We start from the raw sequence: 26,122 nt of genomic DNA on the forward strand, positions 1-26,122 counted from the left end.
GCTTAAACCTCATCGAACAGGCGTTGTGAAAGTTTTGAGCGGATGGTCCCGGCGGGATCGAGCGATTTGCGGATCGCGTTGAAGCGCCGCAAGGCCGGATAGCCGGCTTCGAATGTGGCGCGCGACTGGCGGGCGTCCTTGGCGAGATAGAGCCGGCCGCCGGCAGCGACGACCAGGCGATCGATCTCGTCGAGGAAATTCAGGATGTCGCCCTTCACCGGAAAATCCAGCGCCAGCGTGTAGCCGGGCAGCGGGAACGACAGGATGCCGTCGCCCTGGCCGAGTTTCTTGAGCACCGCGAGGAAGGAGGCATCGCCGCGCCGGGCGACGCGATCGAGGATCTCGCCGAGCACGGCGCGGGCGCCCAGCTCCGGGATCACGCATTGATGCTGGAGAAAGCCGCGCCGGCCGTAGATGCGATTCCAGTCGGCGATGCTGTCGAGCGGGAAGAAATACGGATAGAGCGAGACCACATGGCCGCCGCCGGCGCGCCGCGCGCCCATGCGGTAGTAGAGCTCGTTGAAGGCGCGGATGCTGTAGCGGTTCAGCGTCATCGACGGCAGGTCGATGGGCACCGCGAGGCCGGAATTTTTGCCGGCGGGAAATGCACCGGCGCCGTCGGCAAGCTCTTCTGTCCTTGCGTGCTCGCCGAGATAGATCAGCGAGCGGCCGAGATCACTGCCGCGTGCGGCACAATCGATCCAGGCCACCGAATAGGTGGCGGAATCGCCCGCATCGAGCGCGCGCATCGCGGCGTCGAGATCGGATGCGGAGATCACCCGCTCGCGGATCCACCCCGTTTCGACCGGTCGTAGCCGCATTGTCGCCTCCAGGATCACCCCGGTGAGGCCCATGCCGCCGACGGTTGCGAAGAAGGCATCGGAGTTCCGCTCGCGCGAGGCCTCGATGGTCTCGCCCTGCCCGGTGCGCAGCAAAATGCTGTCGACATAGCGGCCGAAACCGCCCTCGCAATGATGGTTCTTGCCGTGGACATCGGCGGCAATGGCACCGCCAACCGAGACGAAGCGCGTACCCGGCACGACGAAGGGCAGGAAACCGCGCGGGCCAAAGGTGTCGATCAGGTCCGACAGCAGCACGCCGGCTTCGAGCCGGATGCGTCCGGTCGCGGGATCGAACGACCTGACCCGATCGAACCCCGTCATCGCGATGGTTCTGATGGCGCCGATCGCGGCATCGCCATAGGCGCGGCCATTGCCCCTGGCCACGGAGCCCGTCACCACGGCTTCGCCCACGGCCTCGAACGACCGCGGCCGCAACAGCTCGCTATCGACGACCGGGAAACGCCCCCAGCCGCTGACGAGGGTCATGGCTCAGCTCCTGTGCCGGGCGCGCGCCGCCCTGCTCTGGAAACTGCCTACCAATCAAAAGCTTATATTGCGTTGAGGCACGTCGGTGAGTTTTCGAGAGGTTAACGGCCGAGCGCCAGCGCGATCAGGCCGAGCGTGCCCACGATCACGCGCCACCAGGCGAACACCGCAAACCCATGGCGGGTGACGTACCCAAGGAACGTCTTCACCACGATGATCGCGGTGATGAACGACACCACGAAGCCGATCGCGACGACGCCCATGTGGTCCATCGTCATCTCGGAGCGGTTCTTGTAGAAATCGTAGGCGAACGCGCCGATCATGGTGGGGATGGCGAGGAAGAACGAGAACTCCGCCGCCGCGCGCTTGTCGGCCCCCAGAAACATCGCAGCGACGATGCTCGCACCGGAGCGCGACACGCCAGGGATCATGGCGACGCACTGTGCGATGCCGATATAGAGATACATCAGCAGCGGAAATTTGGTGGCGTCATGCTCGCGCGCCTTGAGATCGAGCCGATCGACCCACAGCAGGATGGCGCCGCCGACGATCAGCGAGAAGCACACGACCCACGGATTGAACAGCAGGCTCTTGATGTATTTGCCGGCGACGAGACCGACGATGACCGCGGGCAGGAACGCCACCAGCACGCCGATCACGAAGCGGCGCGCATAGGCGTCGCCGGTGAACATGCCGATCGCGACGTCCCACAATTTCTTGAAGTACAGCACGACGATCGCGAGGATCGCGCCGAGCTGGATCAGAACGGTAAACGAATCCCAGAACGCGCCTTCGCCGAGATGGAAGAAGCGCTCCGCGAGCAGAAGGTGGCCGGTCGAGGACACGGGAAGGAACTCGGTCACACCCTCGATGATGCCGAGGATCACTGCCCGTATTGCGTCTGACATATTTACGGTCCATTTCCGCTGGAAAAGCGGGGCTCTTCTCGCCTATTCGTCCTGCTCTCGCAATCGCAAAATGCTGCATCGCGCCCTTGCCTCGCGGTTTTCAAGGACTAGTGTGGCGCCGCACAAACATTGATGGATTCTTAATCACCATCAAATAGTCAAAGGCTTCATGTTTACGCTGTTTCATCATCCGTTCTGCCCGCATTCGCGCTTCATCCGTCTGATCGCGGGCGAATACGGGCTTGACCTGAAGCTGGTCGAAGAGCGCAGCTGGGAACGGCGCGAGGCATTTCTGCTGCTCAATGCGGCCGGCACGACACCGGTCCTGGTGGACGACGAGCAGCCGCCTATACCGGGCGCGGCGATCATCGCCGAATATGTCGACGAGGCCTATGGCGCCGAGATGGGACCGAAGCGCCTGATGCCGGAAACGGTCGCCGAGCGGGTCGAGGTGCGCCGGCTGATGGCCTGGTTCAACGAGAAATTCTTCGAGGAGGTCTCGCATCCTCTGGTCACCGAGCGCATCTACAAGCGCTTCATGAGCGAGGAGAACGGCGGCGGCGCACCCTCGGCCGACGTGATGCGAGCCGCCAAGGCCAACGTGCGCTATCATCTGGCCTATATCGGCTGGCTGGCGCAGACGCGGAACTTCCTCGCCGGCGACCGGCTCACCTACGCGGATCTCGCCGCCGCGGCGCATCTATCGGCGATCGACTATCTGGGCGACGTGCCATGGAGCGAGGACGACGCAGCAAAGGCGTGGTACGCGCGGGTGAAATCCCGCCCGTCGTTCCGTCCGCTGCTGAGCGAATGGCTGGCGGGCGTGCCGGCATCGCGGACCTACGTGGACCTGGACTTCTGAACTCGGATCCGACCGAACTGAAGGCGAGGCTTGCAAACGAGGCACGCGCGCTCGGCTTCGACTGCATCGGCATCACCGCATCCGGCACGATCGAAAACGCCGGACAGCATTTTCTCGAATTCATCGCCTCGGGCAGCCATGGCGACATGGACTGGCTTGCAGCACACCCCGAGCGCCGCGTCGATCCGCGCGGGCTGTGGCAGGACGTGCGCAGCGTCATCATGCTCGGCGTCAATTACGGGCCCGACCAGGATCCACTCGCGATCCTGCAGCAGCGCACGCGCGCGGCGATCTCGGTCTATGCGCAGGGCGACGACTACCACGATCTCATCAAGAAGCGCCTGAAGGCATTGGCGCGCTGGCTGGTCGCGACCGCGCCATCGGACGTAAAGGTGTTCGTCGACACCGCGGCGGTGATGGAGAAGCCGTTGGCGCAAGCCGCGCATCTCGGCTGGCAGGGCAAGCACACCAATCTCGTCTCGCGCGAGTTCGGCTCCTGGCTATTCCTCGGCGCGATCTACACGACACTCGAGCTGCCGCGCGACGACGCCGAGATCGATCATTGCGGCTCGTGCCAGGCGTGCCTCGACATCTGCCCGACGTCGGCGTTTCCGGCGCCCTACAAGCTCGATGCACGGCGCTGCATCTCGTATCTCACCATCGAGAACAAGGGACCGATCCCGCGCGAGTTTCGCAAAGCCATCGGCAATCGCATCTATGGCTGCGACGATTGCCTTGCGGCCTGTCCCTGGAACAAGTTCGCGCAGGAGGGACGCGAGGCAAAGCTCGCCGCGCGCGACGAATTGCGCGCGCCGTCGCTCGCCGAACTCGCACGTCTCGACGATGCATCGTTTCGGGCGATGTTCACGAAGTCCCCGGTGAAGCGCATCGGCCGCGACCGGTTTTTGCGGAACGTGCTGATCGCGATCGGTAACTCCGGTGAGGCGATGCTGGCGGAAGAAGCGCGGCGATTGCTGGGCGATGAGAGCACGTTGGTGCGGGGCGCTGCGGTGTGGGCGCTGGGGCAGCTGATGTCGCGCGAAGAGTTTGACGCGATGAGGTCTGCCGCGGCGAGCAACGAGCACGACGACAGCGTGCGTGAGGAGTGGCAAACCGCCTCCCAACTCTCCACTGTCATGCCCCGCGAAAGCGGGGCATCCAGTACGCCGCGGCCTCTCGATTGAACCACAATCGTCTCGGAGTACTGGATCGCCCGGTCAAGCCGGGCGATGACAGCGTTGTTGTGGCTACAGCGCTCTGCTTCTGACCCTCATCCTGAGGATTGGGGGACCTTGATTTCCTCACGCGTTTCCTCAAAGTCGCGCGCCATGACAAACATGCCTTTCTTCACCCGCGACGGCGATACATTCCATCCGACGGAAGTGGCCAACGGTCCCTGGGATCCGAAATCGCTGCACGGACGCGTCATCGTCGGCCTGCTCGGCTTCGCCATCGAGGAGCGCCATTCCGGCCCTGAATTCGTCCCGGCGCGGCTCACGGTCAACATGTTTCGGCTGCCGACCATCGACAAGCCGATCGAGGTGACGACGCGGCTGGTGCGCGACGGACTACGCATTCGCGTGGTCGAGGCCGAATTTGTCTCCGGCGGAGTCAGCATGGCGCTTGCCTCGTGCCAGCTGCTGCGCAAAACGCAGAATCCGGACGGCAATGTCTGGTCGCCGCCGAACTGGGACGTGCCGAAGCCGGACGACATTCCCAAGCCGACCGATCCCAGGCTCGGCATGAACGGCAAATGGACGACGCGGCCGATCGTCGGCCATATGGGCTCGCTCGGTCCGCGCCGACTCTGGATGAGCGAGGTGCGCGAGCTCGTGGCCGGCGTGCCGATGACGCCGTTCGTTCATGTCGCTGTCGGTGCCGATTTCGCGAGCCCGTTTGCGAACGCCGGCGACAAGGGGCTCGGCTACATCAACAGCGACGTGACCATCTATCTGCATCGGCTGCCGGTGACGAACTGGATCGGGTTCGACGTGGTCAATCACCAGGCGACCGATGGTGTCGCGATCGGCGAATGCTGGCTCTACGACGAGCAGGGCCCGATCGGCACCGCGACGGTCGCAGCACTGGCGCAGCGCAAGCCGATGGCGAATCCGTCGAAGCGATAATCGTTACTGTCATTCCAGGGCGCGCGCAGCGCGAGCCCGGAATGACGAAAGGAGATAGCCGCGCGCCTACGCCAGATGCCGCTTCATCTCCGGCCGCGCTTTCAGCTCGGCGCCCTGCTTGCCGACGATCTTCGCAATCCGTTCCGGCGCAAACTTCAGATCGACGAACGCCGGCGCGGTGTTGGCGACCTCGTGATAGCTCACGATCCTGCCGTCGCGCAGCGTCATGATCGCGACGCCCTCGAACATCGCCCGCGCGCCGTTCGCTTCCGGCAGGGTCGAGCGATAGCTGAAAGTGTAGCGCGCATAGAGCGTGGTGCCGTCGGTTACGGGATCATGCATGTCCCAGCGGAAATCGGTCGCCGTGCGATAGAACCAGTCGTCAACCATGGCTGCGATTTTGGAGCGGCCTTCGAAGGCGCCGTAGAAGACGTCGTGATAGACGCCGTCCTCGGTGAACAGGTCGGCAAACGCACGGCCGTTGCGCTGCTCGACCGCGTCGCAGAAGGCGCGCAGCATCGTGGTGGTGGTCATTGGCGTTTCTCCCATTCTCGCTCTCCGTCATGCCCCGGCTTGACCGGGGCATCCAGTACGCCGCGGCTTCTCGGCTAAAGCACGATGGCCTCTGGAATACTGGATCGCCCGATCCCGTCTCCGCCAAGGCTTCGCCGGGCCAAGAACTCGCTCGGCCGCCGAAGCCTTAGCGAAGGCGGCAAGTCGGGCGATGACACCGAATGTTGCGCGGCAGCCTCACCCGATCTCGGCCACCGCGGCAAGAATGCGGGCGATGTCCTGCGGACGGGAGAGGCGGTGATCACCATCCTGAATCATGGTCAGCACCACGTCGTCGGCCGGCAGGCGATGCGTCAGCGCGAAGGCGTGCTGCCAGGGCACATCGGGGTCCTGCGCGCCCTGGAGGATGCGGACGGGACAGCCGAGATCGATGGCGCTGCCGAGCACCAAATGATTGCGGCCCTCCTCGATCAGATTCCGCGTGATCGGATAGGGCGAGCCGTCACCATAGTCCGACGGCCGCAGCCAGAAGCCCTTGGTCTCGATTTCTTTCTTCACCGCGGGCGAAAAATTCTTCCACATCAGCTCCTCGGTGAAGTCGGGCGCCGGCGCGATCAGCACCAGGCCCGCAAGCGACGCCTTGGCTTGCTGCTTATCTTGCCGCTTCCTGATCTCGCGCGCGAGCAGCAGCGCCATCCAGCCGCCCATGGAGGAACCGATCAGAACCTGTGGGCCGTCGCAGAACCGCTCGAACACCGCCACGCTGTCCTCGAGCCAGCTTCCGATGGTTCCATCGGCGAAATCGCCGCCGGATTCGCCATGACCGGAGTCGAACCGGACCGCGGCGCGGCCATGGTCCGCGGCCCAGGCATCCAGCGCCACGGCCTTGCTGCCCCGCATGTCCGACTTGAACCCGCCGAGCCAGACCAGTCCGGGTCCTCGACCGGCGCGGCTGCGCACCGCGATCCTGCGTGCGGACGGGCCCTCGCCCACATCGATGAAGCCGAGCACGGCTTCGGGAATTGCATTGCTCATGGAACGTTTACTCTGGTTGTTCGGTTTGAACTGTCTGGATGCGTTCCGAGGCCCCAGCCAAGCATCGCTATTGCCCTTTGGGACGCTTGCGGAACAGAAGCAAGGTGTCTATGTCCTGCAGCGTGCCCATAGGCGTGACCCAAATGCCTCGCATTTGAGGCTTTTTCGCTTCCCGCACGCGACTTGCTTGCCCGCAAACGCATCTTCCTTCAGACTAGCCGCCTCTTTCACAATTTTGGAGAACCACCCATTCGCCGTCCCAATAAAGCCCCGCCCGTTGCCAGCAAAGACGGGCCGCGCATCAATGATGATATTCGCAATGCGCAAATCCAGCTGATCGATCAGACCGGTGACAACAAGGGCACGGTCGAAACCGTCATGGCCATCCGCATGGCCCAGGAAGCTGGCATGGATCTGGTCGAGATTTCGCCGAATGTCAGCCCTCCCGTCTGCAAGATCATGGACTACGGGAAGTACAAATATTCCGCCCAGAAAAAGGCCGCCGAAGCCCGCAAGCGGCAGAAGATCGTCGAGATCAAGGAGATCAAGCTCCGCCCGATGATCGACGACCACGATTACGACGTGAAGATGCGCGCGATGCAGCGGTTCTTCGAAGAGGGCGACAAGGTCAAGATCACGCTGCGCTATCGCGGCCGCGAAATGGCGCATCAGGAGATCGGCACCAAGCTTCTGGACAAGATCAAGAACGACGTCGCCGAGCTCGCCAAGGTCGAGCAGGACGCCAGGTTCGAGGGCCGTCAGGTCGTCATGGTGTTGGCCCCGCGCTGACGCCCGCTTCTCAGGACTGAGAGTTCAACGGCCCGTCCGGATTTCCGGCGGGCCGTTTCTGTATCAGGACCTCGTCGCCTGCCAGGTGCCGCTGCAGCGGTCGCCGGAAATGACGCCGTTCCAGGAGCCTGCACCGGCCACCCCGCCGAGCCGGCCGCCCCCACTGGCGTGGGACGCGCCGACCGAGACCTGGACCGCGACGGCGCCGCTGCGACGAACCGTGCCGGAGACCCGGCCGCCGCCGGCGGACGACACCCGGCCGCCGGTGACGGTGAAGGGGACGCTGTAACCGGAGCTGCAATTGCCCCGCGTGGTGGCGAAAGTGACGTTCCAGATGCCGTCATAGCCGCCGATGCGGGCGTCGGCGGTCGAGGGCAGGCCGGCCGTGGCGAGCACGACTAGCAGCGCGAGGCGGCGCGGGCGGGCGAAACCAGTCAAAGACGAAAGCGATCGGGAAAAATGGGCCATTTTGGTCCTGCTCCAGGCGACACGGCTTGGACATATAGATGGTAACTCCGAATAGTCGCCGGGCAGGTTTCGGCGGTTCAGCGTTGCCATTTGGCTTGTCCTTCAGCGTTGCCATTTGGCTTGTCCTCTGGCATAAGCCCAGCCTTCATCGCCCGGCTGATTAAGGGCTGCCGTGGCGGTGTCCGTGCGGGTTTCGCGCTTGTTCGTAGAAACCTGAGCACAATCAACGCTCTAACGAGCATTTTTGACGGCCAGCCGCCTTCGCGGGCGGATTTCTGTGGCCATTAGGAGAGCCAAATGCCCAAGCTGAAGACCAAATCGGGCGCTAAAAAGCGCTTCAAGGTGACTGCCACCGGCAAAGTGATGCACGCCCAGCGCGGCAAGCGTCACGGCATGATCAAGCGGACGAAGAAGCAGATCCGTCAGCTGCGCGGCACTCGCGTGCTGTTCAAGACCGACGGCGACAACGTCAAGAAGTACTTCTTGCCGAACGCCTGATCGCGTCCAAGATCGTCGAAGATCGTCGAAGATCATTGCCACCTCCGCCGCGCTAGCGCGGCGATCCGAAAACCAAGTCATCTCTGAAGGATTTTGTCATGTCTCGCGTCAAACGCGGTGTGACCGCCCACGCCAAGCACAAGAAAGTCTACAAGGCCGCCAAGGGTTTCTATGGCCGCCGCAAGAACACCATCCGCGCTGCCAAGCCGGCCGTGGAAAAGGCCCAGCAGTACGCCTTCCGTGATCGCAAGCGCAAGAAGCGGACTTTCCGCGCGCTCTGGATCCAGCGTCTCAACGCCGCTGTGCGTCCGTTCGGCCTGACCTACAGCCGATTTATCGACGGTCTCGCCAAGTCGGGCATCACCGTGGACCGCAAGGTGCTGTCGGATCTCGCGATCCACGAGCCTGCGTCGTTCCAGGCGATCGCCGAGAAGGCCAAGGCTGCGCTGGCCGCCTAAGCGGCTGCTTCAGAGCAAGCCCAGCACTAATGGCCGGCTCCGCCGGCCTTCAGCGCACGTCGCGAGTAACGCTGGGCGACCTCCGCCCGGCAGAAGGCCGTGGCCGAGATATACATGGTGCCGGACTTGTTCCGGTACTTCCGGTCGCAGACCCGCAACTCGCGCTGATAGCTGAGCTTCTGCGGCGTTCTCAGCCGGCCGACAAAATCGGTCTCGCACTTCTTCTCGACCGCTTCGCCGAATTGCACGTCGCCGCTGGCGCCGTATGCGCAGGCATCGAACAGCGTCATGGCACGGTCGCAGCTCGGCGCCGCGTTCAGGACCGCGATGATGTCATCCATCGACGTCGATTTGGCCGGGCATTCCTCCGCGGCGTGACCCGCGCTTCCCAAAAGAACCAAGCTCAAGCCGACCACCCAGGATCGTAAACGCATCGTCCTCTCCCTCGACTTCAGGTTGGTGCCAGCCATGCCTATAGGGTTCAAATGCCCTGCATTTACGACGGCTATACGGCTTGACGTTCCGGCCCGGCTGCGGCCACAACCGGCAGCGTTTTGAAAGGATCCGACCGTGTCCGACCTCGCCAGTCTCGTCCAATCCATCCTCGCGCAGATCAGTGCTGCCGGGGACGAAGCCGCCCTCGAAGCCGTCCGCGTCGCCTCCCTCGGCAAGAAGGGCTCGATCTCGGCCTTGCTTGCAACGCTCGGCAAGATGTCGCCGGACGAGCGCAAGACGCAAGGCGCGGCGATCAACCAGGCCAAGGACGAGGTCACCCAGGCCCTCGCCGCGCGGCGCGACGTGCTGAAGTCGGCGGCGCTCGATGCGCGGCTCGCATCCGAGACCATCGACGTCACCCTGCCGCTGCGCGATGCGCCGACTGAGGCCGGCCGCATCCATCCGCTAAGCCAGGTCTGGGACGAGTTGACGACGATCTTCGCCGACATGGGATTCTCGGTCGCGGAAGGCCCCGACATCGAGACCGACGACTACAACTTCACCAAGCTGAATTTTCCGGAAGGCCATCCCGCCCGCGAGATGCACGACACCTTCTTCTTCCATCCGAAGGAGGACGGCTCGCGCATGCTGCTTCGAACCCACACCTCGCCGGTGCAGGTGCGCACCATGCTGAGCCAGAAGCCGCCGATCCGCGTGATCTGCCCGGGCCGCACCTACCGCATCGATTCGGACGCGACCCACACGCCGCAATTCCACCAGGTCGAAGGCCTCGTCATCGACAAGCACTCGCATCTCGGCCACCTCAAATGGATCCTGCACGAGTTCTGCAAGGCGTTCTTCGAGGTCGACCACATCAACATGCGCTTCCGGCCGTCGTTCTTCCCGTTCACCGAGCCGTCGCTGGAAGTCGACATCCAGTGCCGCCGCGACAAGGGCGAGATCCGCTTCGGCGAGGGCGAGGACTGGCTCGAGATTCTCGGCTGCGGCATGGTGCATCCGAACGTGCTGCGCGCCTGCGGCATCGATCCCGACGAGTACCAGGGCTTTGCCTGGGGCATGGGCATCGACCGCATCGCCATGCTGAAATACGGCATCGCCGATTTGCGCCAGCTGTTCGACAGCGACGTCCGCTGGCTGTCCCATTACGGCTTCAAGCCGCTCGAAGTGCCGACGCTTGCGGGAGGACTGAGCTCGTGAAATTCACCCTCTCCTGGCTGAAGGATCATCTCGACACCGACGAGCCCCTGGAAAAGCTCGCCGACAAGCTGACCATGATCGGGCTCGAGGTCGAGAACATCGAGGACAAGGCGAAGGCGCTGAAGCCGTTCACCATCGCGAAGGTGATCTCGGCTGAGCAGCATCCGAATGCGGATCGCCTGCGCGTCTGCATGGTCGACACCGGCGATGGTGGCGCACCGGTGCAGGTCGTGTGCGGCGCGCCGAATGCGCGCACGGGCCTGGTCAGCGTGTTCTCGCCGCCGGGGACCTACATTCCCGGCAAGGACATCACGCTCGGTGTCGGCACCATCCGCGGCGTCGAGAGCCGCGGCATGCTGTGCTCGGCGGCCGAACTCCAGATCTCCAACGACCATGACGGCATCATGGAGCTGCCGGCGGATGCGCCGATCGGCGCCGCATACGCCGCATGGGCGGGTCTCGGCGATCCCGTGGTCGAGATCAATCTGACGCCGAACCGGCAGGACTGCACCGGCGTGCACGGCATCGCGCGCGATCTTGCCGCCGCCGACATGGGCAAGTTCAAGGACCCCACCATCAAGCCGATCAAGGGCGAATTCCCCTGTCCCGTGAAGGTCGCGGTCGAGGACGCCGCGCTGTGCCCGGGCTTTGCGCTGCGCCTGGTGCGCGGGGTGAAGAACGGGCCGTCGCCGGAGTGGCTGCAGAAGCGGCTGACCGCGATCGGGCTGCGTCCGATCAATGCGCTGGTCGACATCACCAACTTCATGACCTACGACCGCGCCCGCCCGCTGCACGTGTTCGACGCCAAGAAGGTGAGGGGCAATCTCGTGGTGCGCCGCGCCCGCGATGGCGAGACGCTGCTGGCGCTCGACGGCCGCACCTACAATCTCGATCCCGCCATCTGCGTGATCGCGGATGAGCACGGCGTCGAATCGCTCGCCGGCATCATGGGCGGCGAGGCCTCGGGCTGCGACGAGAACACCACCGACGTGCTGATCGAATCGGCGCTGTGGAACGAGATCAACATCGCCCAGACCGGCCGCAAGCTCGGCATCAATTCGGACGCCCGCTACCGCTTCGAGCGCGGCGTCGACCCGGCCTTCATGGTGCCCGGGCTGGAGCTCGCGACCAAGCTCGTGATGGAGATGTGCGGCGGCGCGCCGTCCGAGAACGTCGTGATCGGAAACGCCTTCGGCGACGATCGCGTGATCGATTTCCCTGTTACCGAGGTCAAGCGGCTGTCCGGCATCGAGGTGCCGCAGCCGGAGATGAAGCGCATCCTGACCCATCTCGGCTTCATGATGGCCGGCCCGGGTCCGGTGGTGAAGGTCGCGGTGCCCTCGTGGCGCACCGACGTGCATGGCAAGGCCGACATCGTCGAGGAGATCGTGCGCATCTACGGCGTCGACAAGGTGCCGATGACGCCGTTCGAGCGCGGCGAGGACGCACGCAAGCCGGTGCTGACGCCGCTCCAGCTGCGCACCCGTCGCGCCAGGCGCGCACTCGCGAGCCGCGGCATCATCGAAGCGGTGACGTGGTCCTTCATCACGAAGTCTGCGGCAACCCTGTTCGGCGGCGGCCAACGCGAGCTCGAGGTAGCCAACCCGATCGCCTCGGATCTGTCCGACATGCGTCCGACCCTGTTGGCGGGCCTGATCGCGGCAGCGCAGGCCAATGCCGATCGCGGCTTCGGCGATGTCGCGCTGTTCGAGGTCGGCCAGCTGTTCAAGGGCGACCGCCCGGAGGATCAGTTCTTGGCGGCCAGCGGCGTTCGGCGCGGCATTGCTTCGTCCGAAGGTCTGGGACGGCACTGGTCGGGTTCGGCGCAGGCCGAATTGTTCGACGCCAAGGCCGACGCGCTCGCGGTGCTCGCCGCTGCCGGTGCACCGATGCAGGCGCTGCAGATCGTCGCGGGGGGACCGGCCTGGCTGCATCCGGGTCGCTCGGGCACGATCCAGATCGGCCCGCAGAACGTGCTCGGCTATTTCGGCGAGATGCATCCGCGCGCGCTCGAGGCGCTCGGCGCCGACGGCCCGCTGATGGTGTTCGAGGTAATTCTCGACCGCATCCCCGAGGCGAAGAAAAAGCCGACCCGCGCCAAGCCCGTGATCGAGCTGTCGGCCTTCCAGCCGGTGTCGCGCGACTTCGCCTTCATTGTCGACCGCACCGTAAAGGCCGGCGACATCGTTCGCGCCGCCCAAGGCGTCGACAAGAAGCTGATCACCGGCGTGAATGTCTTCGACGTCTACGAGGGCAAGGGCATCGATGACGACAAGAAGTCGATTGCGATTGCCGTGACGATCCAGCCGCGCGAGAAGACGCTGACCGATCAGGAGATCGAGGCCGTTGCGGCGAAGATCGTGGCGGAAGTCACGAAGAAGACGGGCGGCGTCTTGCGCGGATGACCCTTGCGGATTTCCTTCCGAAGGACGTCAACCTCACCATTGCGATGGCGCTCTGCGCCGTCGCTTTCGTTTCGGGCACCGCGCGCGGCTTCTCCGGCTTCGGCTCGGCGCTGATCTTCATGCCGCTGGCGAGCAGCATTGCGGCGCCGCGTCTCGTTGCCGCGCTGCTCCTGGTGATCGATTTCGTCGCGGCCGCGCCGCTGCTGCCCGACGCCTGGCGCAAGGCCGACCGCAAGGCCACCGCGGTGATCGTGCTGGGCGCGCTGGTCGGCGTACCCATCGGCACTTATTTCCTCAGCGTGCTCGAGCCCGTCACCACGCGCTGGATCATCTCCTGCTTCGTCGCTGCGCTGTTGCTGCTGCTGCTGTCGGGCTGGCGCTATCGCGGCAAGGACCACGCCTGGCTTTCGGTCGGCATCGGCGGCCTCTCGGGCTTCTGTAGCGGTTTGGCGCAGACCGGCGGCCCGCCGATCGTCGGCTACTGGCTCGGCCGCCCCATCGCGCCGATCGTCGCGCGCGCCAACATCGTGCTGTTCTTCGGCGCGTCGGATTTCTTCTCGATGGTCAGCTACGCGACGACGGGCCTGATCTCGCGCGAATCGCTCGTGCTGTCGCTGATCGTCGGCCCGGTCTATGCGATAGGCGTCGCGTTCGGTGCGTCGCTGTTCGGCCGCGCCAGCGAAAAAGTGTTTCGCGCGATTTGCTACGGTCTGATCGCGATGGCGGTGATCGCGGGGCTGCCGGTGCTGGACGGGATTCTGCGCTAGTTGCCCTGCTGCCGCGGCGCGCGGCGCTTCTTCGTCGATTGCGTCGGCACGTCGGCCGACTCGTCCCTGAGCGCGCCGATCTTGCGCAAGGCCGCATCCGCCGCGCGCTCGCCGCTTTCCCAGGCGCCGTCGACAGTGCCCCACAGCGTCTCGTGCGTGGCTTCGCCGGCGAGAAACATGTTGCCGATCGGCTCGGTCAGGATTTTTCGCGAGAGCTGCCCGCCGGGCGCGGATGCCGACATCGCGCCCATCACGAAAGGCGAGGCGTTCCAGCGCGTCGCGGTGGTCTTCTGCACGGCGGCGGCCGCCTCGCTGCCGAACAGCTTCGTGATCCATTCCCTGGCGAAGGCCACCATCGCCTTCTCGCCCTGCTCGGAGAGATCGCGGCCGAACGAGCCGCCGACATCGATCGAACACAGTGAGGAGCCGCCGATATTGGCGAGCATCAGCGCCGTGCGCGTCGAATTGCTCTGCTCGATGAGGATGTCGTCGCGCGAGAGCCCCAGCGGATTACCCGGCAGTTGCAGCACGATGCGATCGTAGCTGCCGAGCGTGAGCTTCGACGCCGCATCGAGCGTGCGCTTGGGAATATCAGGCCCGAACTTGATCGCGCCCGACGCCAGCACATTGGTCGAGACCGTGACTATGGCGGCGCGTACGGCGATCCTGCCGGATGGCGTCTCCACGCTGACATCGCGATTGCTCCAGGCAATCCTGCTCACCGGCGTCGACAACGCCACCGGCGCCTGTTCGCCGAGCCTGGCGATCAGGGTCCCCAAGCCCTGGCGGCAGGCGATCGCGGCGTTGCGGTCCTGCGCGCGCGCCTTGTCGATCGCCGAGAGATCCTTGAGGTCTTTGCCCGCAAAGCTCGCACCGAGCACGAATTCGGCCGCACCGGCCCAGTCGCCGAGATCCTTCGGCAGCACCGAGGCGCAGGCCGTATCGAGCTTGCCGCGCCCGGCCTCGTCGATGGCGCGGTTGGCCCGCACCAGCGCCGCCAGGAACTGTTCGGTCTCGCCCGCGCGCGCATTGCGGCGGCCGATACGCATCTTCTGGCCGGTCGGTGCCGGCAGCACGTCGAGCCCGGCACTGCGCGCCAGCCGGATCATCGGATTGGTCTCGGGATTGTGCATCCAGCGCGCGCCGCGATCGAACGGTACGTCGAAGGTCGTGCTGTCCGTGATACAGCGGCCCCCGATCTGGGATGCGGCTTCCACGACCACGACCTTGCGATTGGCCGCCATGATGCGCCGCGCCGCGGCAATTCCGGCCGCTCCCGCACCGATCACGACAATGTCGGCCTCGCGCGGCAGGGGTGCGGCAGTCGCGCGCAGGACCGGCATCGCGGCAAGAGCCGCCGACGCCGATAGGAAGCTGCGGCGCGTGATTGTCATGTCATGGTTTCCGGGAACTTGCGGCGAACGGGAACAGCCCGCGAACCTTGCTGCATCTGGTGTTGCACGGCAACCATCATGGTGAATCAATCGTGCTTGATCTCACAGAGTGATGAACCGAATTGCAACACGTTTCGACCATGATAGAGAAGGGAAAAAGACGGCCGGAAAAGGCCGTGGGGGGAGTTTGAAATGGGGACGGTTCTGGACTCAGTCGGCAAGCTGATTGCCGCGTACCTCTCGAAAGAGGTGCCGGGCTACGAGCCGTTCACGCCGAGCGACCCGGAGCACCTGCGCGGCGTCATCGAGCCCGGCGACGTGCTGCTGGTCGAGGGCAACAACCGCATCTCCGGCATCATCAAATATCTGACGCAGTCGACCTGGTCCCATGCCGCGCTCTATGTCGGTCCGGTCGAGGGCGCCACGGAGCCCAACGGCGAGCCGCACGTGCTGATCGAGGCCAATATCGGCGAGGGCGTCACCTCGGCGCCGTTGTCGAAATACTTCCCGTATCACACCCGCGTCTGCCGCCCGGTCGGGCTGTCCTATGAGGACCGCACCACGGTCTGCCGCTACGCGATCAACCGCATCGGCTTCGGCTACGACACCAAGAACATCGTCGACTTGATGCGCTTCCTGTTCCCGTTGCCGATTCCACAGCGCTGGCGGCGCCGCATGATCGCGATCGGATCGGGCGATCCGACAAAAATCATCTGCTCGGCGCTGATCGCGCAGGCCTTCGATGCCGTGCGCTATCCGATCCTGCCGAAGATCACCAAGGCCGGCAGCCGCGCCGCGCGCCGCGAGATCCTGCACATCCGCGATTCCTCGCTCTACATGCCCCGCGACTTCGACATCTCGCCCTATTTCGAAGTCGTCAAACCCACCATCGTGCACGGCTTCGACTACACCGCGCTGCACTGGGCCGACAAGCAGAAGCCGCTCGAGGAGGTAGCGGGCACATTCAGTGTGTTTCCAGAAACGCTCAGTGCGCCGCCGCTCGTTCCTAAGACGGTTGACGAAGAAGCGCCGGCTGAAGTTCCGGCTGAAGAAGTGAGCGCGCAGCCTGCCGAGATGGGCGCCACCTGCTCGGAGCATTTTGTGCTGCTGAACGAACTGGCGATGTACCGCGCGCGGGGACGCGCGCAGGAGATGGCGGCGTAGCTGTCACTCCACCGTCATTGCGAGCGTAGCGAAGCAATCCAGAGTCCCTCGGCGGAGGCAGTCTCGATTGCTTCGTCGCTGCGCTCCTCGCAATGACGATCGTGAGAGCCTACCGTTCCGCCCGCCCGATCACCGCCATCAGCTCCGCGATCTTCTCGCGCTGATCGGCCTTGTCGCCGCTCGCGATCGCGTGCTCGACGCAATGGGCGACGTGATCCTTCAGAACCTCTTCCTCGACCCGGCGCAGCGCGGCACGCACGGCCGAGATCTGCGTCACGATGTCGATGCAATAGCGGTCCTCCTCGACCATCTTCGAGAGGCCGCGAACCTGACCCTCGATCCGGCCAAGACGTTTTCCGACGGATGCCTTGATGTCCTTGCGCATGCGTTCTATATACCCCCCTAGGGTATATGTTGCAAGGCCGGAGCATGGCAATGAACGACGCCGAAGACGGGCACCATCACACGTCGGAAACACCGTCCGGATGCGGCTGTTCCGCCAAGGCTGCTCCGGAGGCCGCCCCCATGGCTGCTCCGCCAGCCGACAAGCCCGCGGCGTCCTCCTGCTGCGGCGGGCACGGCGATCATGCCCAGCATCACGCACATGACCATGGCGCCGCCGCGACCAAGGTCCTCGATCCCGTCTGCGGCATGACGGTCGATCCCGCGACCTCGAAGCATCACCTCACACATCACGGCGAGACCTTCCATTTCTGCTCGGCCGGCTGCCGCACCAAATTCGCCGCCGATCCCGCAAAGTATCTCGCCAAGAAAAACGAAAAGCAGAAGGCGCCCGAACCCGAGATGCCCGCGGGCACGATCTACACCTGCCCGATGCATCCGGAGATCCGCCAGGTCGGACCCGGCAGCTGCCCGATCTGCGGCATGGCGCTGGAGCCGGAGGTCGCGAGCCTGGACACCGGCCCCAATCCCGAGCTTGCCGACATGACGCGGCGGTTCTGGATCGGTGGCGCGCTGGCGCTGCCGGCGGTGGTGCTGGAGATGGGCGGCCATCTCGCGGGACCACACAGCTGGATCGATCCGGCGCTGTCGAACTGGATCCAGCTCGCCTTCGCCACGCCCGTCGTGCTGTGGGCCGGCTGGCCGTTCTTCGTCCGAGGCTGGCAATCTCTGGTCACCCGCAACCTCAACATGTTCACGTTGATCGCGATGGGCACGGGCGTCGCCTATGTCTACAGCATCGTCGCGACCGTTGTGCCGCAGATTTTCCCGGCGACCTTCCGCAGTCATGACGGTGCCGTTGCCGTCTATTTCGAACCCGCCGCTGTGATCACCGTGCTGGTGCTGCTCGGCCAGGTGCTGGAGCTGCGCGCCCGCGACGCGACGTCGGGCGCGATCAAGGCGCTGCTGCAGCTTGCGCCAAAAACCGCGCGCCGCGTCGATGCCGATGGCAGCGAGCATGAGGTCGAAATCGAGCAGCTCCACGCCGGCGACCATTTGCGCGTCCGTCCCGGCGAGAAGGTGCCGGTCGACGGAATCATTCTCGAGGGACGCTCCGCGCTCGACGAATCCCTCGTCACCGGCGAATCGATGCCGGTCACCAAAGAGACCGGCGCAAAAGTCATCGCCGGCACGCTCAACCAATCGGGCGGCTTCATCATGCGCGCCGACAAGGTCGGGCGCGAGACGCTGCTGTCGCAGATCGTGCAGATGGTCGCGGACGCGCAGCGCTCGCGCGCGCCGATCCAGCGGCTGGCTGATCAGGTCGCTAGCTGGTTCGTGCCGACCGTGATCGTCGTCGCCATCGCCGCCTTTGCCGCCTGGGCCTGGTTCGGCCCGGAGCCGCGGCTGGCCTTCGGCCTCGTTGCTGCCGTCAGCGTGCTGATCATCGCCTGCCCCTGTGCGCTCGGCCTAGCGACCCCGATGTCGATCATGGTCGGCGTCGGCCGCGGCGCGCAGGCGGGCGTACTGATCAAGAACGCCGAGGCGCTGGAGCGGATGGAGAAGATCGACACGCTGGTGGTCGACAAGACCGGCACGCTGACCGAGGGCAAGCCGAAACTGGTCGCAATCGTTCCGGCTGCCGGCTTTGCGGAGGACGATATCCTCCGCATTGCGGCCAGCGTCGAGCGCGCCAGCGAGCATCCTTTGGCCGACGCCATCGTGCGCGCCGCGAAAGAGAAGCAACTCACGCTTGCTCAGGTCGAACAGTTCGACTCGCCGACGGGCAAGGGCGCGACCGGAAAAATCGACGGCAGGAGCATCGTGCTCGGCAACGCAAGATATCTGGGGTCGATCGGCATCGACACCAGAGCGCGCGATGCCGAGGCCGAACGGATGCGCCAGGACGGCGCCACCGTGATCAACATGGCCGTCGACGGCAAGCTGGCCGGCCTGTTCGCGATCGCTGACCCGGTCAAGGCCTCGACCCCGGAAGCGCTGAGGGCGCTGGCCGACGAGGGCATCAAGGTCATTATGCTGACCGGCGACAATCGCACGACGGCCGAAGCGGTGGCGCGCCGGCTCGGTATCGCCGAGGTCGAGGCCGAGGTTCTGCCGGACCAGAAGAGCGCGGTGGTGACGAAGCTGCAAAAGGCTGGGCGCAGCGTCGCGATGGCGGGCGACGGCGTCAACGACGCGCCCGCACTGGCGGCCGCCGAGGTCGGCATCGCCATGGGCACCGGCACGGACGTGGCGATGGAGAGCGCCGGCGTCACCCTGCTGGGAGGTGATCTCACCGGCATCGTGCGTGCGCGAAAACTGTCGCAGGCGACCATGAGCAACATCCGGCAAAACCTGTTCTTCGCCTTCATCTACAACGCCGCCGGCATTCCGATCGCGGCCGGCATCCTCTATCCGGCGTTCGGCATCCTGCTGTCCCCGATCATCGCCGCGGCGGCGATGGCGCTGTCCTCGGTGAGCGTGGTCGGGAATGCGCTACGGCTGCGCGGGACCCGGCTGTGAGGGGCGCGAAATCCGTGTAGAACATGTCCATTCGGCGGTACGCGCGGAGAGGACCTGATGCAGCGGATTACGATCACCATCGAGGACGATCTTTTGGCGGAGATCGACGCGGCGGCGGAAGCGCGCGGCTACCAGAACCGCTCCGAGATCATCCGCGACCTCGCGCGCGCCGGCCTGCAACAGAGCACCGAGGACACCGCGCAGACCGGCCCCTGCGTCGCCGGCCTCGTCTACGTCTACGACCACGCCGCGCGTGATCTCTCGAAACGCCTGGTGCAGGAATTCCACGGCCACCACGACCTCGCGCTGGCGACCCTGCATGTCCATCTCGACGACAACAATTGCATGGAGATGACGGCGCTGCGCGGCGACGCCGGCGAGGTCAGGCATTTCGCCGACCACATCATCGCCGAACGCGGCGTCCGCTACGGCCGCGTGGTGATGATCCCGACCGGTGAAGGGAAGCAGGCGAAGGCGCGCAAGCACGGCCACCGGCACGAGTAGCGGGGAGCTTGTATGCCCCGGACGCAGTGCAGCGCTTCTTCAGCGGTGCTCTGCAGAGCCGGGGCTCATCTCGCCACAAATTCCTGGGTCCCGGCTCAGCAGCGCGTCATTGCATGCCGCGCTGCGTCCGGGACACGAGAGTCAGGCCTCTTCCCACGAGGGAAGAACCTCACGCCGAGAGCAAATTCTGCAGCGCTTCGCCGTTGGGGACGCCGAGGCCGGAGCAGGCATCCCAGCCGGGGCCGGCCTTGTACATGCCGTGCAGATCGCCGGTGATGTCATTGTTGCCGACCGTGATGTCGCGGAACACGCCTTGCGTGTGCGAGGCATAGATCAGCGGGTTGATGAAGCCGACGGTCTTGCCGAATTTCTTCGTCGTCGCCTCGTTGATGCGGGCGATCAACCCCGCCATCAGCGGCGCCACGGCACTTGTCCCGCCGATGGTGGTGCCGACGCCGTTGAGGAAGATCTGGTAGCCGGTCGCGGGATCGGCATCGCCGGCAACATCGGGCACCCCGCGGCCGTTGTGATGCGTCGGTGATTTCGGCACATGGGCCTGGGCCTGGTATTGCGGCCGCGGGAACACGACGCTGACACCGCCGCCGCCTGCGCCGCCCTGCGGCCCGCCGTTCCAGACCACCTCGTTGATATGGCCGCTCGGCGCCTTCAGATTGGTGCCGCCGCAGGCGAGTGCAAACGGGCTCGAGGCCGGGAAATCCGCATGTGGCTTGCCGTCCCAGTCCGCACCCATGTCAGCCGAACCATTGTCGCCGGAGGCAACGCAGACGGTGACGCCCATCGCGGCGGCGTCGCGGATCGCCTCGTTCAGGCCGTCGACGAATTGCTGCGAGCCTTCCTGGTCTTCCGGCCCGCCCCAGCTGATCGAGATCACCGAAGGTTTTCGCGCGGTGTCGTGGACGGCGGCCTTGACCGCATCGATGAAGCCGTTGGTGGTGTTGGGGGCGAAATAGACCACGATCCTGGCGCCGGGCGCGATCGCACCGGCCACCTCGATGTCGAGCACGACCTCGCCGTCGGCTTCCGAATGACCGGGCTTGTTGGCGCCGCCGTCGACGCTCGCGGGTGCGATCTTCGGCATCGGGATGCCCGCCTTCTTGAAGAAGGTGCGCAGGTCTGACGTTTTGTAGCCGGCGCCCGTGGGATGGCCCTTCTGGTCGATGTCGTTGAGCTCGATGATGGCGATGCACTGGCCGGCGCCGGTCTCTCCGCCGGGGAAATTGTAGAGCTGGGCGATCTGGTCGACCGAGAAGCTGCCGCCCTGCGCGGCGCGTGCGGCTGCGCCCTTCTGCGGTAGCTTGCGGCGGAAGTGGGGTTGCGCCACCGGCCGGTTGTCCAGGCCGTGCACGCCGACCACGATACCTGCGAGCTCTGCGGGGATCTGCACGCTGCCTTTGCGCATGCGATGGATCGCGCCTTCGTATCTGACCTTGTTGAGCTTGACGCCGAAGGCTGCGCTCATTGCCTTCAACGTCCCGGTCAGCTTCACGGTGCGCGACGCCAGATGCACGCTCTTGACGTTGAGATCGTGGTGATGCGCGAAATCGTCGATCTTGGCGACGTCGGCGGGGTCCGCGCCCATCGCTGCGCCGAACTCGGCACGCGAGAGATACTGGCGCTCGCGCGGTGGTTGCGCGCCGAGCGCCATAACCTGCTCATCGTCGGCACGCTTCGCGCGCAGGCGAACGCTGATCTCGATTTCTTGCTTGGGATCGGCCGCGCCGACGAGCTTGGCCCCCTTCGGCAATTTCCGTGCGCTGTTCGCCAGCGTCACGCGCGTGGTCGAGCTTGCCATGACTTCCTCCGTTTGTGATTGGAAGACAGATTGTCGCACCTCAACTATAGGTGTAATCTCAAGCCCAAATTGGTTCAGGCATTTGAGCGATATTTTTTCCAGAAACCTCTTGTTTGGCAGGGGCAACATCGGACTGGCTTAGATCGGCACGGAATCGGTCAATATTCACGACCATTCGACGACAATGATTTCGATTTAAAATTGCAACCGTTGGCTCGTCTGGCCGACCAACGGAAGACGTTCGTCGAAATCAGACGTCTGAAAATCAATTTGGCGGAGACAATGCGATGCGTGCTGACCGCAAATGGGTTGAGAGAAATCTCGGTTTCGATCCGATCACGACGCCGCCACCGCCCGACACCTTTGTGGTGAAACGCGTGGCCAAGGGCGCGGTGAAGAAATCCGCGAAGGTCACGACCGAAGACTTTCGGCGCGAGATCATCGATGTCGATTCCGAGTCGAGCGAGGGCCGCGAGTTCATGGCCTTCTCGACCTCGACCGGGCTGTCGCGCTTCACCGACATTACCTGGCCGAAAGGGCTGGCGCCGCAAACCGGGCCGAAGCCGAAGGGCAACGGCAAGGGACCGCTGCCACGCGCCGACGTTCTGGTCGTGACCTGGACCGTCGACGAGGGTCACGCCCTCAGCCGCGTGCTGACGCCGGGCAAGGATTCCCGCAACCATTACGTACCCTATACGCATAATTACGCGGCCATCTCCAAGAAGATGCGCAACGGGTGTCCGGCCAAGGAGCTGAAACGGCTCGGTACCTACTGGACCACCACGATCGGCAAGAAGAAGGTCGTGATCTTCAAGTCCGACTCGCACATGTCGCAGGACGGCCCGCAGCTGCCGAACATCGACGTCTGGCGCCAGATCATCACCGAGGTGCAGCCGACGCTCGTCATCACCACGGGCACGGCCGGCGGCATCGGCAAGGAATTCGAGGTCGGCGACGTCGTCGTCAGTCCGATCGTTCGCTTCGACTGCCTGTCGAAGTTCAAGAAGCAGCCGTTCGCGCAGGAGCATTTTTCCAGCAGATCCGCCGTGACGAAGAAGTTCGCGCAGGCCAAGACGCTGTTCAAGGCCAATGCCGGGCAATTGCCGAAGGACAATACAAGGGCGCCGAAGATCTTCGTGGTGAAGCCGAGCGGCCTGTCCTTCTCCGTGGTCACCACCGACTTTTTCGGCTTCGACACCTCGGACGACCACTTCCATCTCCAGGGGCTCGGCGACGTCTCCGAAATGGGCGATGCCATCCTTGGCCTGGTCGCGCAGGAGATGGGCGACAAGGCACCGCGCTGGCTCGCAATCCGGAACGTCTCCGATCCGCAGATCAAGGCCGAAGGCACCCTGCAGCAGCAGGAGCAGATCGCCGCCCAGATCTACAAGGGGTTCGGCCGCTGGAGCACGGTCTGTAGCGCCATCACCTGCTGGGCCAGCATCGCGGCGGAGCGTTAGCGAGCGATCCGGCCAGCGCAGACGACAAAGCACGGACGATCAATCAAGGAGAGTGGAACGGCCATGGCGCAGATCACGATCAACGGCATCACGATCGATCCTTCGGCTCCGCACGCGGAACGCGCGGCGCTATCGCTGGATCATGCGAATGCGAAGGAATCCGACTACATCATCGTGCAGACCAACCAGCCGCTCAACGCCGAGCGTAGAGAGCAGCTCGCCAAGGCCGGCGCCGAGATCCTGGAGGCCGTCCCGGGCAGCGCCGTCATCTGTCACTTTCCGGCGGCCGGGCTCGACAAGGTGCGGAAACTGCCGTTCGTGACATGGGCAGACCTCTACCCGGGCATCGTGAAGATCGCGCCGGCACTGCGCAACCTGGACACCCAACCCGGAGGCGTCGCTGCGGCGCGCGCGCTTGCGGCAAGGCCGGCGGCGCTCGACCGCACCAGCGTGACCGTCGACGTCATGCTCCACCGCAATGTCGGCGTGAAGGCCGCCGCAAAGAAGATCGCGGAAGCGGCGCATGTGCAGCTCGACGACGTCGTCCCGGGCACCACCAAGGTGCGTGTGACGCTGAAAATGCGCCGTCTTGCCGACGTCGCGGCGCTCGACGAGGTGCGCAGCGTCGAGAAGGTCTTCCCCCGCAAGCTGCTCAACAACATCGCGCGGGGCATTCTTCGCGTTCCCGCGGCGACGCCGAGCAATGGCGGCGAAGGCGCGGGCGAGATCATCGCGATCGCCGATACCGGTTTCGACAAGGGATCGACCACGAACACGCACCCGGCCTTCAAGGGGCGCGTCAAGAAACTCTATGCGCTCGGGCGGCCCGGGCGCAAAGACGATCCTGATGGTCACGGCACCCATGTTGCGGGTTCCGCTCTCGGCGACGGCGTGTCGAAAAGCGACGGGCCGATCCGCGGCACGGCTCCAGGCGCCAAGCTGGTTCTGCAATCCGTGCTCGACAGCGGCGGCAATCTCGGCGGCCTGCCCGACAGCCTCGATGCGCTGTTCGGTCCGCCCTACAAGACGGACAAGGCGCGAATCCATTCCAACTCCTGGGGCAGCGTCGGAAATTTCGGCGTGTATGACTCCCAGGCCAACGAGCTCGACACGTTCGTCTACGCGCACCGCGACATGCTGATCTGCTTCGCCGCCGGAAATGAGGGCAGCGACAAGGATGGCAATGGCCAGGTCGACCCCAACTCCGTGACGCCGCCGGGCACGGCCAAGAACTGCCTCACCATCGGCGCATGCGAGAACAATCGTCCCAACGAGGCCATGACCTACGGCAGGGCATGGCCAGACGATTTTCCGGCCACGCCGATCAGCTCCGATCGTGTGGCCAACAATCCCGAAGGGATGGTGGCGTTCAGCAGCCGCGGACCCACCAACGACGAACGCATCAAGCCCGACGTCGTGGCGCCGGGATCCTTCATTCTGTCAACCCGTTCCCGCGCGACGAAATCGAAGGGATGGAAGCTCTCGCAAGACCCGCTCTATATGTTCGAGGGCGGCACCAGCATGGCGACGCCGCTGGTGGCCGGGTCGGTCGCGGTGATCCGGGCGTTCCTGAGGAAAAGCCAGGGACTGAAGTCGCCGAGCGCCGCACTGCTCAAGGCCCTCATCATCAACGGAGCGCGCAGTCTCGCCGGACAATACCATCCGTCGGAGGCGGGGTCCGTCGCGAACAACAGCCAGGGCTTCGGCCGGGTCGACGTTCAGGCCGTGGTCGGCCCCCATGCCGCGAACGAAGAGCTGCAGTTCTTCGACGAGAGGAAGAAGCTGGACGCCGGCGACCGCGAAGACCGCACGGTCACGATACCGGCGGGAAGCAGCCGCCTGAAGGTCACGCTGGTCTGGACCGATCCGCCCGGTGAAGGCCTGCAAAGCGACCTCGATCTCGTCGTGGTGGCCAACAAGCAGGAACGCCATGGCAACATGCCGGCCGGCTCGAAGGACTTCGACCGCAAAAATAATGTGGAGCAGGTCAGCTTCGAAAATCTGCCGCCCGGCGAAGCGGTGATTTCGGTCATCGCTCATTCCATCGCCGTCGCACCGCAGAACTATGCCCTCGTCATCAGGGTGAGCTAGAGGGTTCTCAAGCGAAGTGGCTACCGGTTCGCGTGAAGAAAACGCGCCAGAGCAAGAGCCTCGAGCTTCCGTTCTGATTCACTCAGAACCCAAGCTCCAGGCGCGGCAATCTGTCCCGGAAGGCTCGACCTCTTGTCGAACCTTCCGCGCATGTCTACCTCTCGCGGGTGGTTTTGCTGAGAGGTATTCCGATGCTTGATGCCGCCGTAAAGGCGCTGTCGCAATTGATCTCGCCGCCGATGCGCTCGATTCTGTGGCGATCGATCGGGCTTGCACTGGTCCTGATCATCGTGCTGGCGATCGGCTTGCAGCGGCTCCTGAGCTGGTTTGCGACCTATGGCGAGGTCTGGCTGGAAGGCCTGCTCGGGCCGAGCTGGCATTCCTCGCTCGAGGTCCTCGCCTGGATCGTCTCGATCGCGGCGGGCCTCGGCGTCGTGTTCGGCGGCGTGTTCCTGATGCCTGCGATCACCTCGCTGGTGGCGAGCCTGTTCGTCGACGACGTCGCCGACATCGTCGAGCGCGAGCACTATCCCGCCGAGCGGCCGGGCGCTGCGCTGCCGTTCAGCCAGGCGATCTACGAGGGCGTCAAGACCGCGCTGCTGACCATCGTGGTCTATCTGGTCGCCTTGCCACTGGTCCTGTTCGCCGGTGCCGGATTCCTGATCTTCTTCGTCGCCGCCGCCTGGCTGCTCGGGCGCGAATATTTCGAGCTCGCCGCGATGCGCTTCCGTTCGCCGGAGGGCGCCAAGGCGATGCGGCGCGACAATGCGGCGACCATCTTCACCGCCGGCCTTTTCATTGCCGCCTTCGTCTCGATCCCGATCGTCAATCTGGCGACGCCGATCTTCGGCATGGCATTCATGGTCCACATGCACAAGCGCCTGTCGGGACCGCGGCCCGAGCTGATCGAGCCCGCGCGGCAGATGCGGTGAGACCTCTCGGCTCACCTGTCAGCCCACCT

The 26,122-nt window shown here is 64.8% G+C and carries 24 protein-coding genes; 15 read left to right on the forward strand and 9 right to left on the reverse strand.

The window, feature by feature from the left end; translation table 11 throughout:
• Positions 1–2: 2 nt before the first annotated feature.
• Positions 3–1,328: an FAD-binding protein gene (locus ACKWRH_RS00700; protein WP_445218915.1), complete on the reverse strand. Its 1,326-nt coding sequence runs from the start codon at positions 1,326–1,328 to the stop codon at positions 3–5.
• A gap of 101 nt (positions 1,329–1,429) precedes the next feature.
• On the reverse strand, positions 1,430–2,236 hold the full coding sequence (locus ACKWRH_RS00705) for an undecaprenyl-diphosphate phosphatase (protein WP_445218916.1): 807 nt from the start codon (positions 2,234–2,236) through the stop codon (positions 1,430–1,432).
• A 169-nt stretch (positions 2,237–2,405) separates the two neighbouring features.
• Here ACKWRH_RS00705 and ACKWRH_RS00710 point away from each other — a divergent pair, with 169 nt between their 5' ends.
• From ACKWRH_RS00710 to ACKWRH_RS00720, 3 genes are all read left to right on the forward strand, one after another.
• On the forward strand, positions 2,406–3,098 hold the full coding sequence (locus tag ACKWRH_RS00710; protein ID WP_445218917.1) for a glutathione S-transferase family protein: 693 nt from the start codon (positions 2,406–2,408) through the stop codon (positions 3,096–3,098).
• Positions 3,047–4,282: a tRNA epoxyqueuosine(34) reductase QueG gene (gene queG, locus ACKWRH_RS00715; RefSeq protein WP_445218918.1), complete on the forward strand. Its 1,236-nt coding sequence runs from the start codon at positions 3,047–3,049 to the stop codon at positions 4,280–4,282. The genes ACKWRH_RS00710 and queG overlap by 52 nt, the downstream gene beginning before the upstream one ends.
• 144 nt (positions 4,283–4,426) lie before the next feature.
• Complete coding sequence (locus ACKWRH_RS00720) at positions 4,427–5,224, forward strand: acyl-CoA thioesterase domain-containing protein (RefSeq protein WP_445218919.1); 798 nt, start codon at positions 4,427–4,429, stop codon at positions 5,222–5,224.
• A 66-nt stretch (positions 5,225–5,290) separates the two neighbouring features.
• On the opposite strand, the gene ACKWRH_RS00725 is transcribed toward ACKWRH_RS00720, so the two are convergent.
• Together ACKWRH_RS00725 and ACKWRH_RS00730 are read right to left on the reverse strand one after the other, a co-directional pair.
• On the reverse strand, positions 5,291–5,758 hold the full coding sequence (locus ACKWRH_RS00725) for a nuclear transport factor 2 family protein (RefSeq protein WP_445218920.1): 468 nt from the start codon (positions 5,756–5,758) through the stop codon (positions 5,291–5,293).
• Between the two features lie 216 nt (positions 5,759–5,974).
• Positions 5,975–6,772: an alpha/beta hydrolase gene (locus tag ACKWRH_RS00730; RefSeq protein WP_445218921.1), complete on the reverse strand. Its 798-nt coding sequence runs from the start codon at positions 6,770–6,772 to the stop codon at positions 5,975–5,977.
• Between the two features lie 249 nt (positions 6,773–7,021).
• On the opposite strand from ACKWRH_RS00730, the gene infC reads away from it, so the two are divergent.
• Positions 7,022–7,561 carry a translation initiation factor IF-3 gene (gene infC / locus ACKWRH_RS00735; RefSeq protein WP_071917037.1) on the forward strand — a complete coding sequence of 180 codons (540 nt, stop codon included), beginning with the start codon at positions 7,022–7,024 and terminating at the stop codon, positions 7,559–7,561.
• Positions 7,562–7,624: 63 nt separating this feature from the next.
• Here the strand turns inward: infC and ACKWRH_RS00740 are convergent, their stop codons facing one another.
• Positions 7,625–8,029, reverse strand: a complete 405-nt coding sequence (locus tag ACKWRH_RS00740) for a hypothetical protein (RefSeq protein WP_445218922.1) — start codon at positions 8,027–8,029, stop codon at positions 7,625–7,627.
• A 297-nt stretch (positions 8,030–8,326) separates the two neighbouring features.
• Between ACKWRH_RS00740 and rpmI the strand changes: the two genes are divergently transcribed.
• A complete protein-coding gene (rpmI, locus tag ACKWRH_RS00745) occupies positions 8,327–8,527 on the forward strand; it encodes a 50S ribosomal protein L35 (protein ID WP_008539890.1) in 201 nt (66 codons plus the stop codon).
• 98 nt (positions 8,528–8,625) lie between these two features.
• Positions 8,626–8,985 (forward strand): 50S ribosomal protein L20, encoded by a 360-nt coding sequence (gene rplT / locus ACKWRH_RS00750; protein ID WP_014490867.1) that lies wholly within the window; start codon positions 8,626–8,628, stop codon positions 8,983–8,985.
• Positions 8,986–9,011: 26 nt separating this feature from the next.
• Here the strand turns inward: rplT and ACKWRH_RS00755 are convergent, their stop codons facing one another.
• A complete protein-coding gene (locus tag ACKWRH_RS00755) occupies positions 9,012–9,419 on the reverse strand; it encodes a hypothetical protein (protein WP_445218923.1) in 408 nt (135 codons plus the stop codon).
• 136 nt (positions 9,420–9,555) lie between these two features.
• Here ACKWRH_RS00755 and pheS point away from each other — a divergent pair, with 136 nt between their 5' ends.
• The 3 genes from pheS to ACKWRH_RS00770 are packed head-to-tail and all read left to right on the forward strand — an operon-like array spanning position 9,556 to position 13,810.
• Positions 9,556–10,638 carry a phenylalanine--tRNA ligase subunit alpha gene (gene pheS / locus ACKWRH_RS00760; protein ID WP_038932708.1) on the forward strand — a complete coding sequence of 361 codons (1,083 nt, stop codon included), beginning with the start codon at positions 9,556–9,558 and terminating at the stop codon, positions 10,636–10,638.
• Complete coding sequence (gene pheT / locus ACKWRH_RS00765) at positions 10,635–13,043, forward strand: phenylalanine--tRNA ligase subunit beta (protein WP_445218924.1); 2,409 nt, start codon at positions 10,635–10,637, stop codon at positions 13,041–13,043. The genes pheS and pheT overlap by 4 nt, the downstream gene beginning before the upstream one ends.
• On the forward strand, positions 13,040–13,810 hold the full coding sequence (locus ACKWRH_RS00770; protein WP_445218925.1) for a sulfite exporter TauE/SafE family protein: 771 nt from the start codon (positions 13,040–13,042) through the stop codon (positions 13,808–13,810). Before pheT ends, ACKWRH_RS00770 begins: the two co-directional genes overlap by 4 nt.
• Here ACKWRH_RS00770 and ACKWRH_RS00775 read toward each other — a convergent pair.
• Positions 13,807–15,204: a flavin monoamine oxidase family protein gene (locus ACKWRH_RS00775; protein ID WP_445218926.1), complete on the reverse strand. Its 1,398-nt coding sequence runs from the start codon at positions 15,202–15,204 to the stop codon at positions 13,807–13,809. The genes ACKWRH_RS00770 and ACKWRH_RS00775 overlap by 4 nt on opposite strands.
• Positions 15,205–15,396: 192 nt before the next feature.
• Here ACKWRH_RS00775 and ACKWRH_RS00780 point away from each other — a divergent pair, with 192 nt between their 5' ends.
• On the forward strand, positions 15,397–16,368 hold the full coding sequence (locus ACKWRH_RS00780; protein ID WP_445218927.1) for a YiiX/YebB-like N1pC/P60 family cysteine hydrolase: 972 nt from the start codon (positions 15,397–15,399) through the stop codon (positions 16,366–16,368).
• A gap of 109 nt (positions 16,369–16,477) precedes the next feature.
• Here the strand turns inward: ACKWRH_RS00780 and ACKWRH_RS00785 are convergent, their stop codons facing one another.
• Complete coding sequence (locus ACKWRH_RS00785) at positions 16,478–16,753, reverse strand: metal-sensitive transcriptional regulator (protein ID WP_007598521.1); 276 nt, start codon at positions 16,751–16,753, stop codon at positions 16,478–16,480.
• A gap of 50 nt (positions 16,754–16,803) precedes the next feature.
• Here ACKWRH_RS00785 and ACKWRH_RS00790 point away from each other — a divergent pair, with 50 nt between their 5' ends.
• Positions 16,804–19,293, forward strand: a complete 2,490-nt coding sequence (locus tag ACKWRH_RS00790; RefSeq protein WP_445218928.1) for a heavy metal translocating P-type ATPase — start codon at positions 16,804–16,806, stop codon at positions 19,291–19,293.
• A gap of 57 nt (positions 19,294–19,350) precedes the next feature.
• Positions 19,351–19,797 (forward strand): nickel-responsive transcriptional regulator NikR, encoded by a 447-nt coding sequence (nikR, locus tag ACKWRH_RS00795; protein WP_028148816.1) that lies wholly within the window; start codon positions 19,351–19,353, stop codon positions 19,795–19,797.
• A 169-nt stretch (positions 19,798–19,966) separates the two neighbouring features.
• Here the strand turns inward: nikR and ACKWRH_RS00800 are convergent, their stop codons facing one another.
• Positions 19,967–21,610, reverse strand: a complete 1,644-nt coding sequence (locus ACKWRH_RS00800) for a S53 family peptidase (RefSeq protein ID WP_445218929.1) — start codon at positions 21,608–21,610, stop codon at positions 19,967–19,969.
• Between the two features lie 287 nt (positions 21,611–21,897).
• On the opposite strand from ACKWRH_RS00800, the gene ACKWRH_RS00805 reads away from it, so the two are divergent.
• The 3 genes from ACKWRH_RS00805 to ACKWRH_RS00815 all read left to right on the forward strand — a co-directional run bounded on the left by ACKWRH_RS00805 (position 21,898) and on the right by ACKWRH_RS00815 (position 26,093).
• Positions 21,898–23,070, forward strand: a complete 1,173-nt coding sequence (locus tag ACKWRH_RS00805) for a phosphorylase family protein (RefSeq protein ID WP_445218930.1) — start codon at positions 21,898–21,900, stop codon at positions 23,068–23,070.
• 63 nt (positions 23,071–23,133) lie between these two features.
• The gene (locus tag ACKWRH_RS00810) at positions 23,134–25,161 is read left to right on the forward strand and encodes a S8 family serine peptidase (RefSeq protein ID WP_445218931.1); all 2,028 of its coding nucleotides are present in this window, start codon (positions 23,134–23,136) and stop codon (positions 25,159–25,161) included.
• Positions 25,162–25,352: 191 nt separating this feature from the next.
• Positions 25,353–26,093 carry a sulfate transporter family protein gene (locus tag ACKWRH_RS00815; protein ID WP_445218932.1) on the forward strand — a complete coding sequence of 247 codons (741 nt, stop codon included), beginning with the start codon at positions 25,353–25,355 and terminating at the stop codon, positions 26,091–26,093.
• Positions 26,094–26,122 lie beyond the last annotated feature (29 nt).

It is taken from the genome of Bradyrhizobium sp. Pa8 (assembly GCF_052588265.1).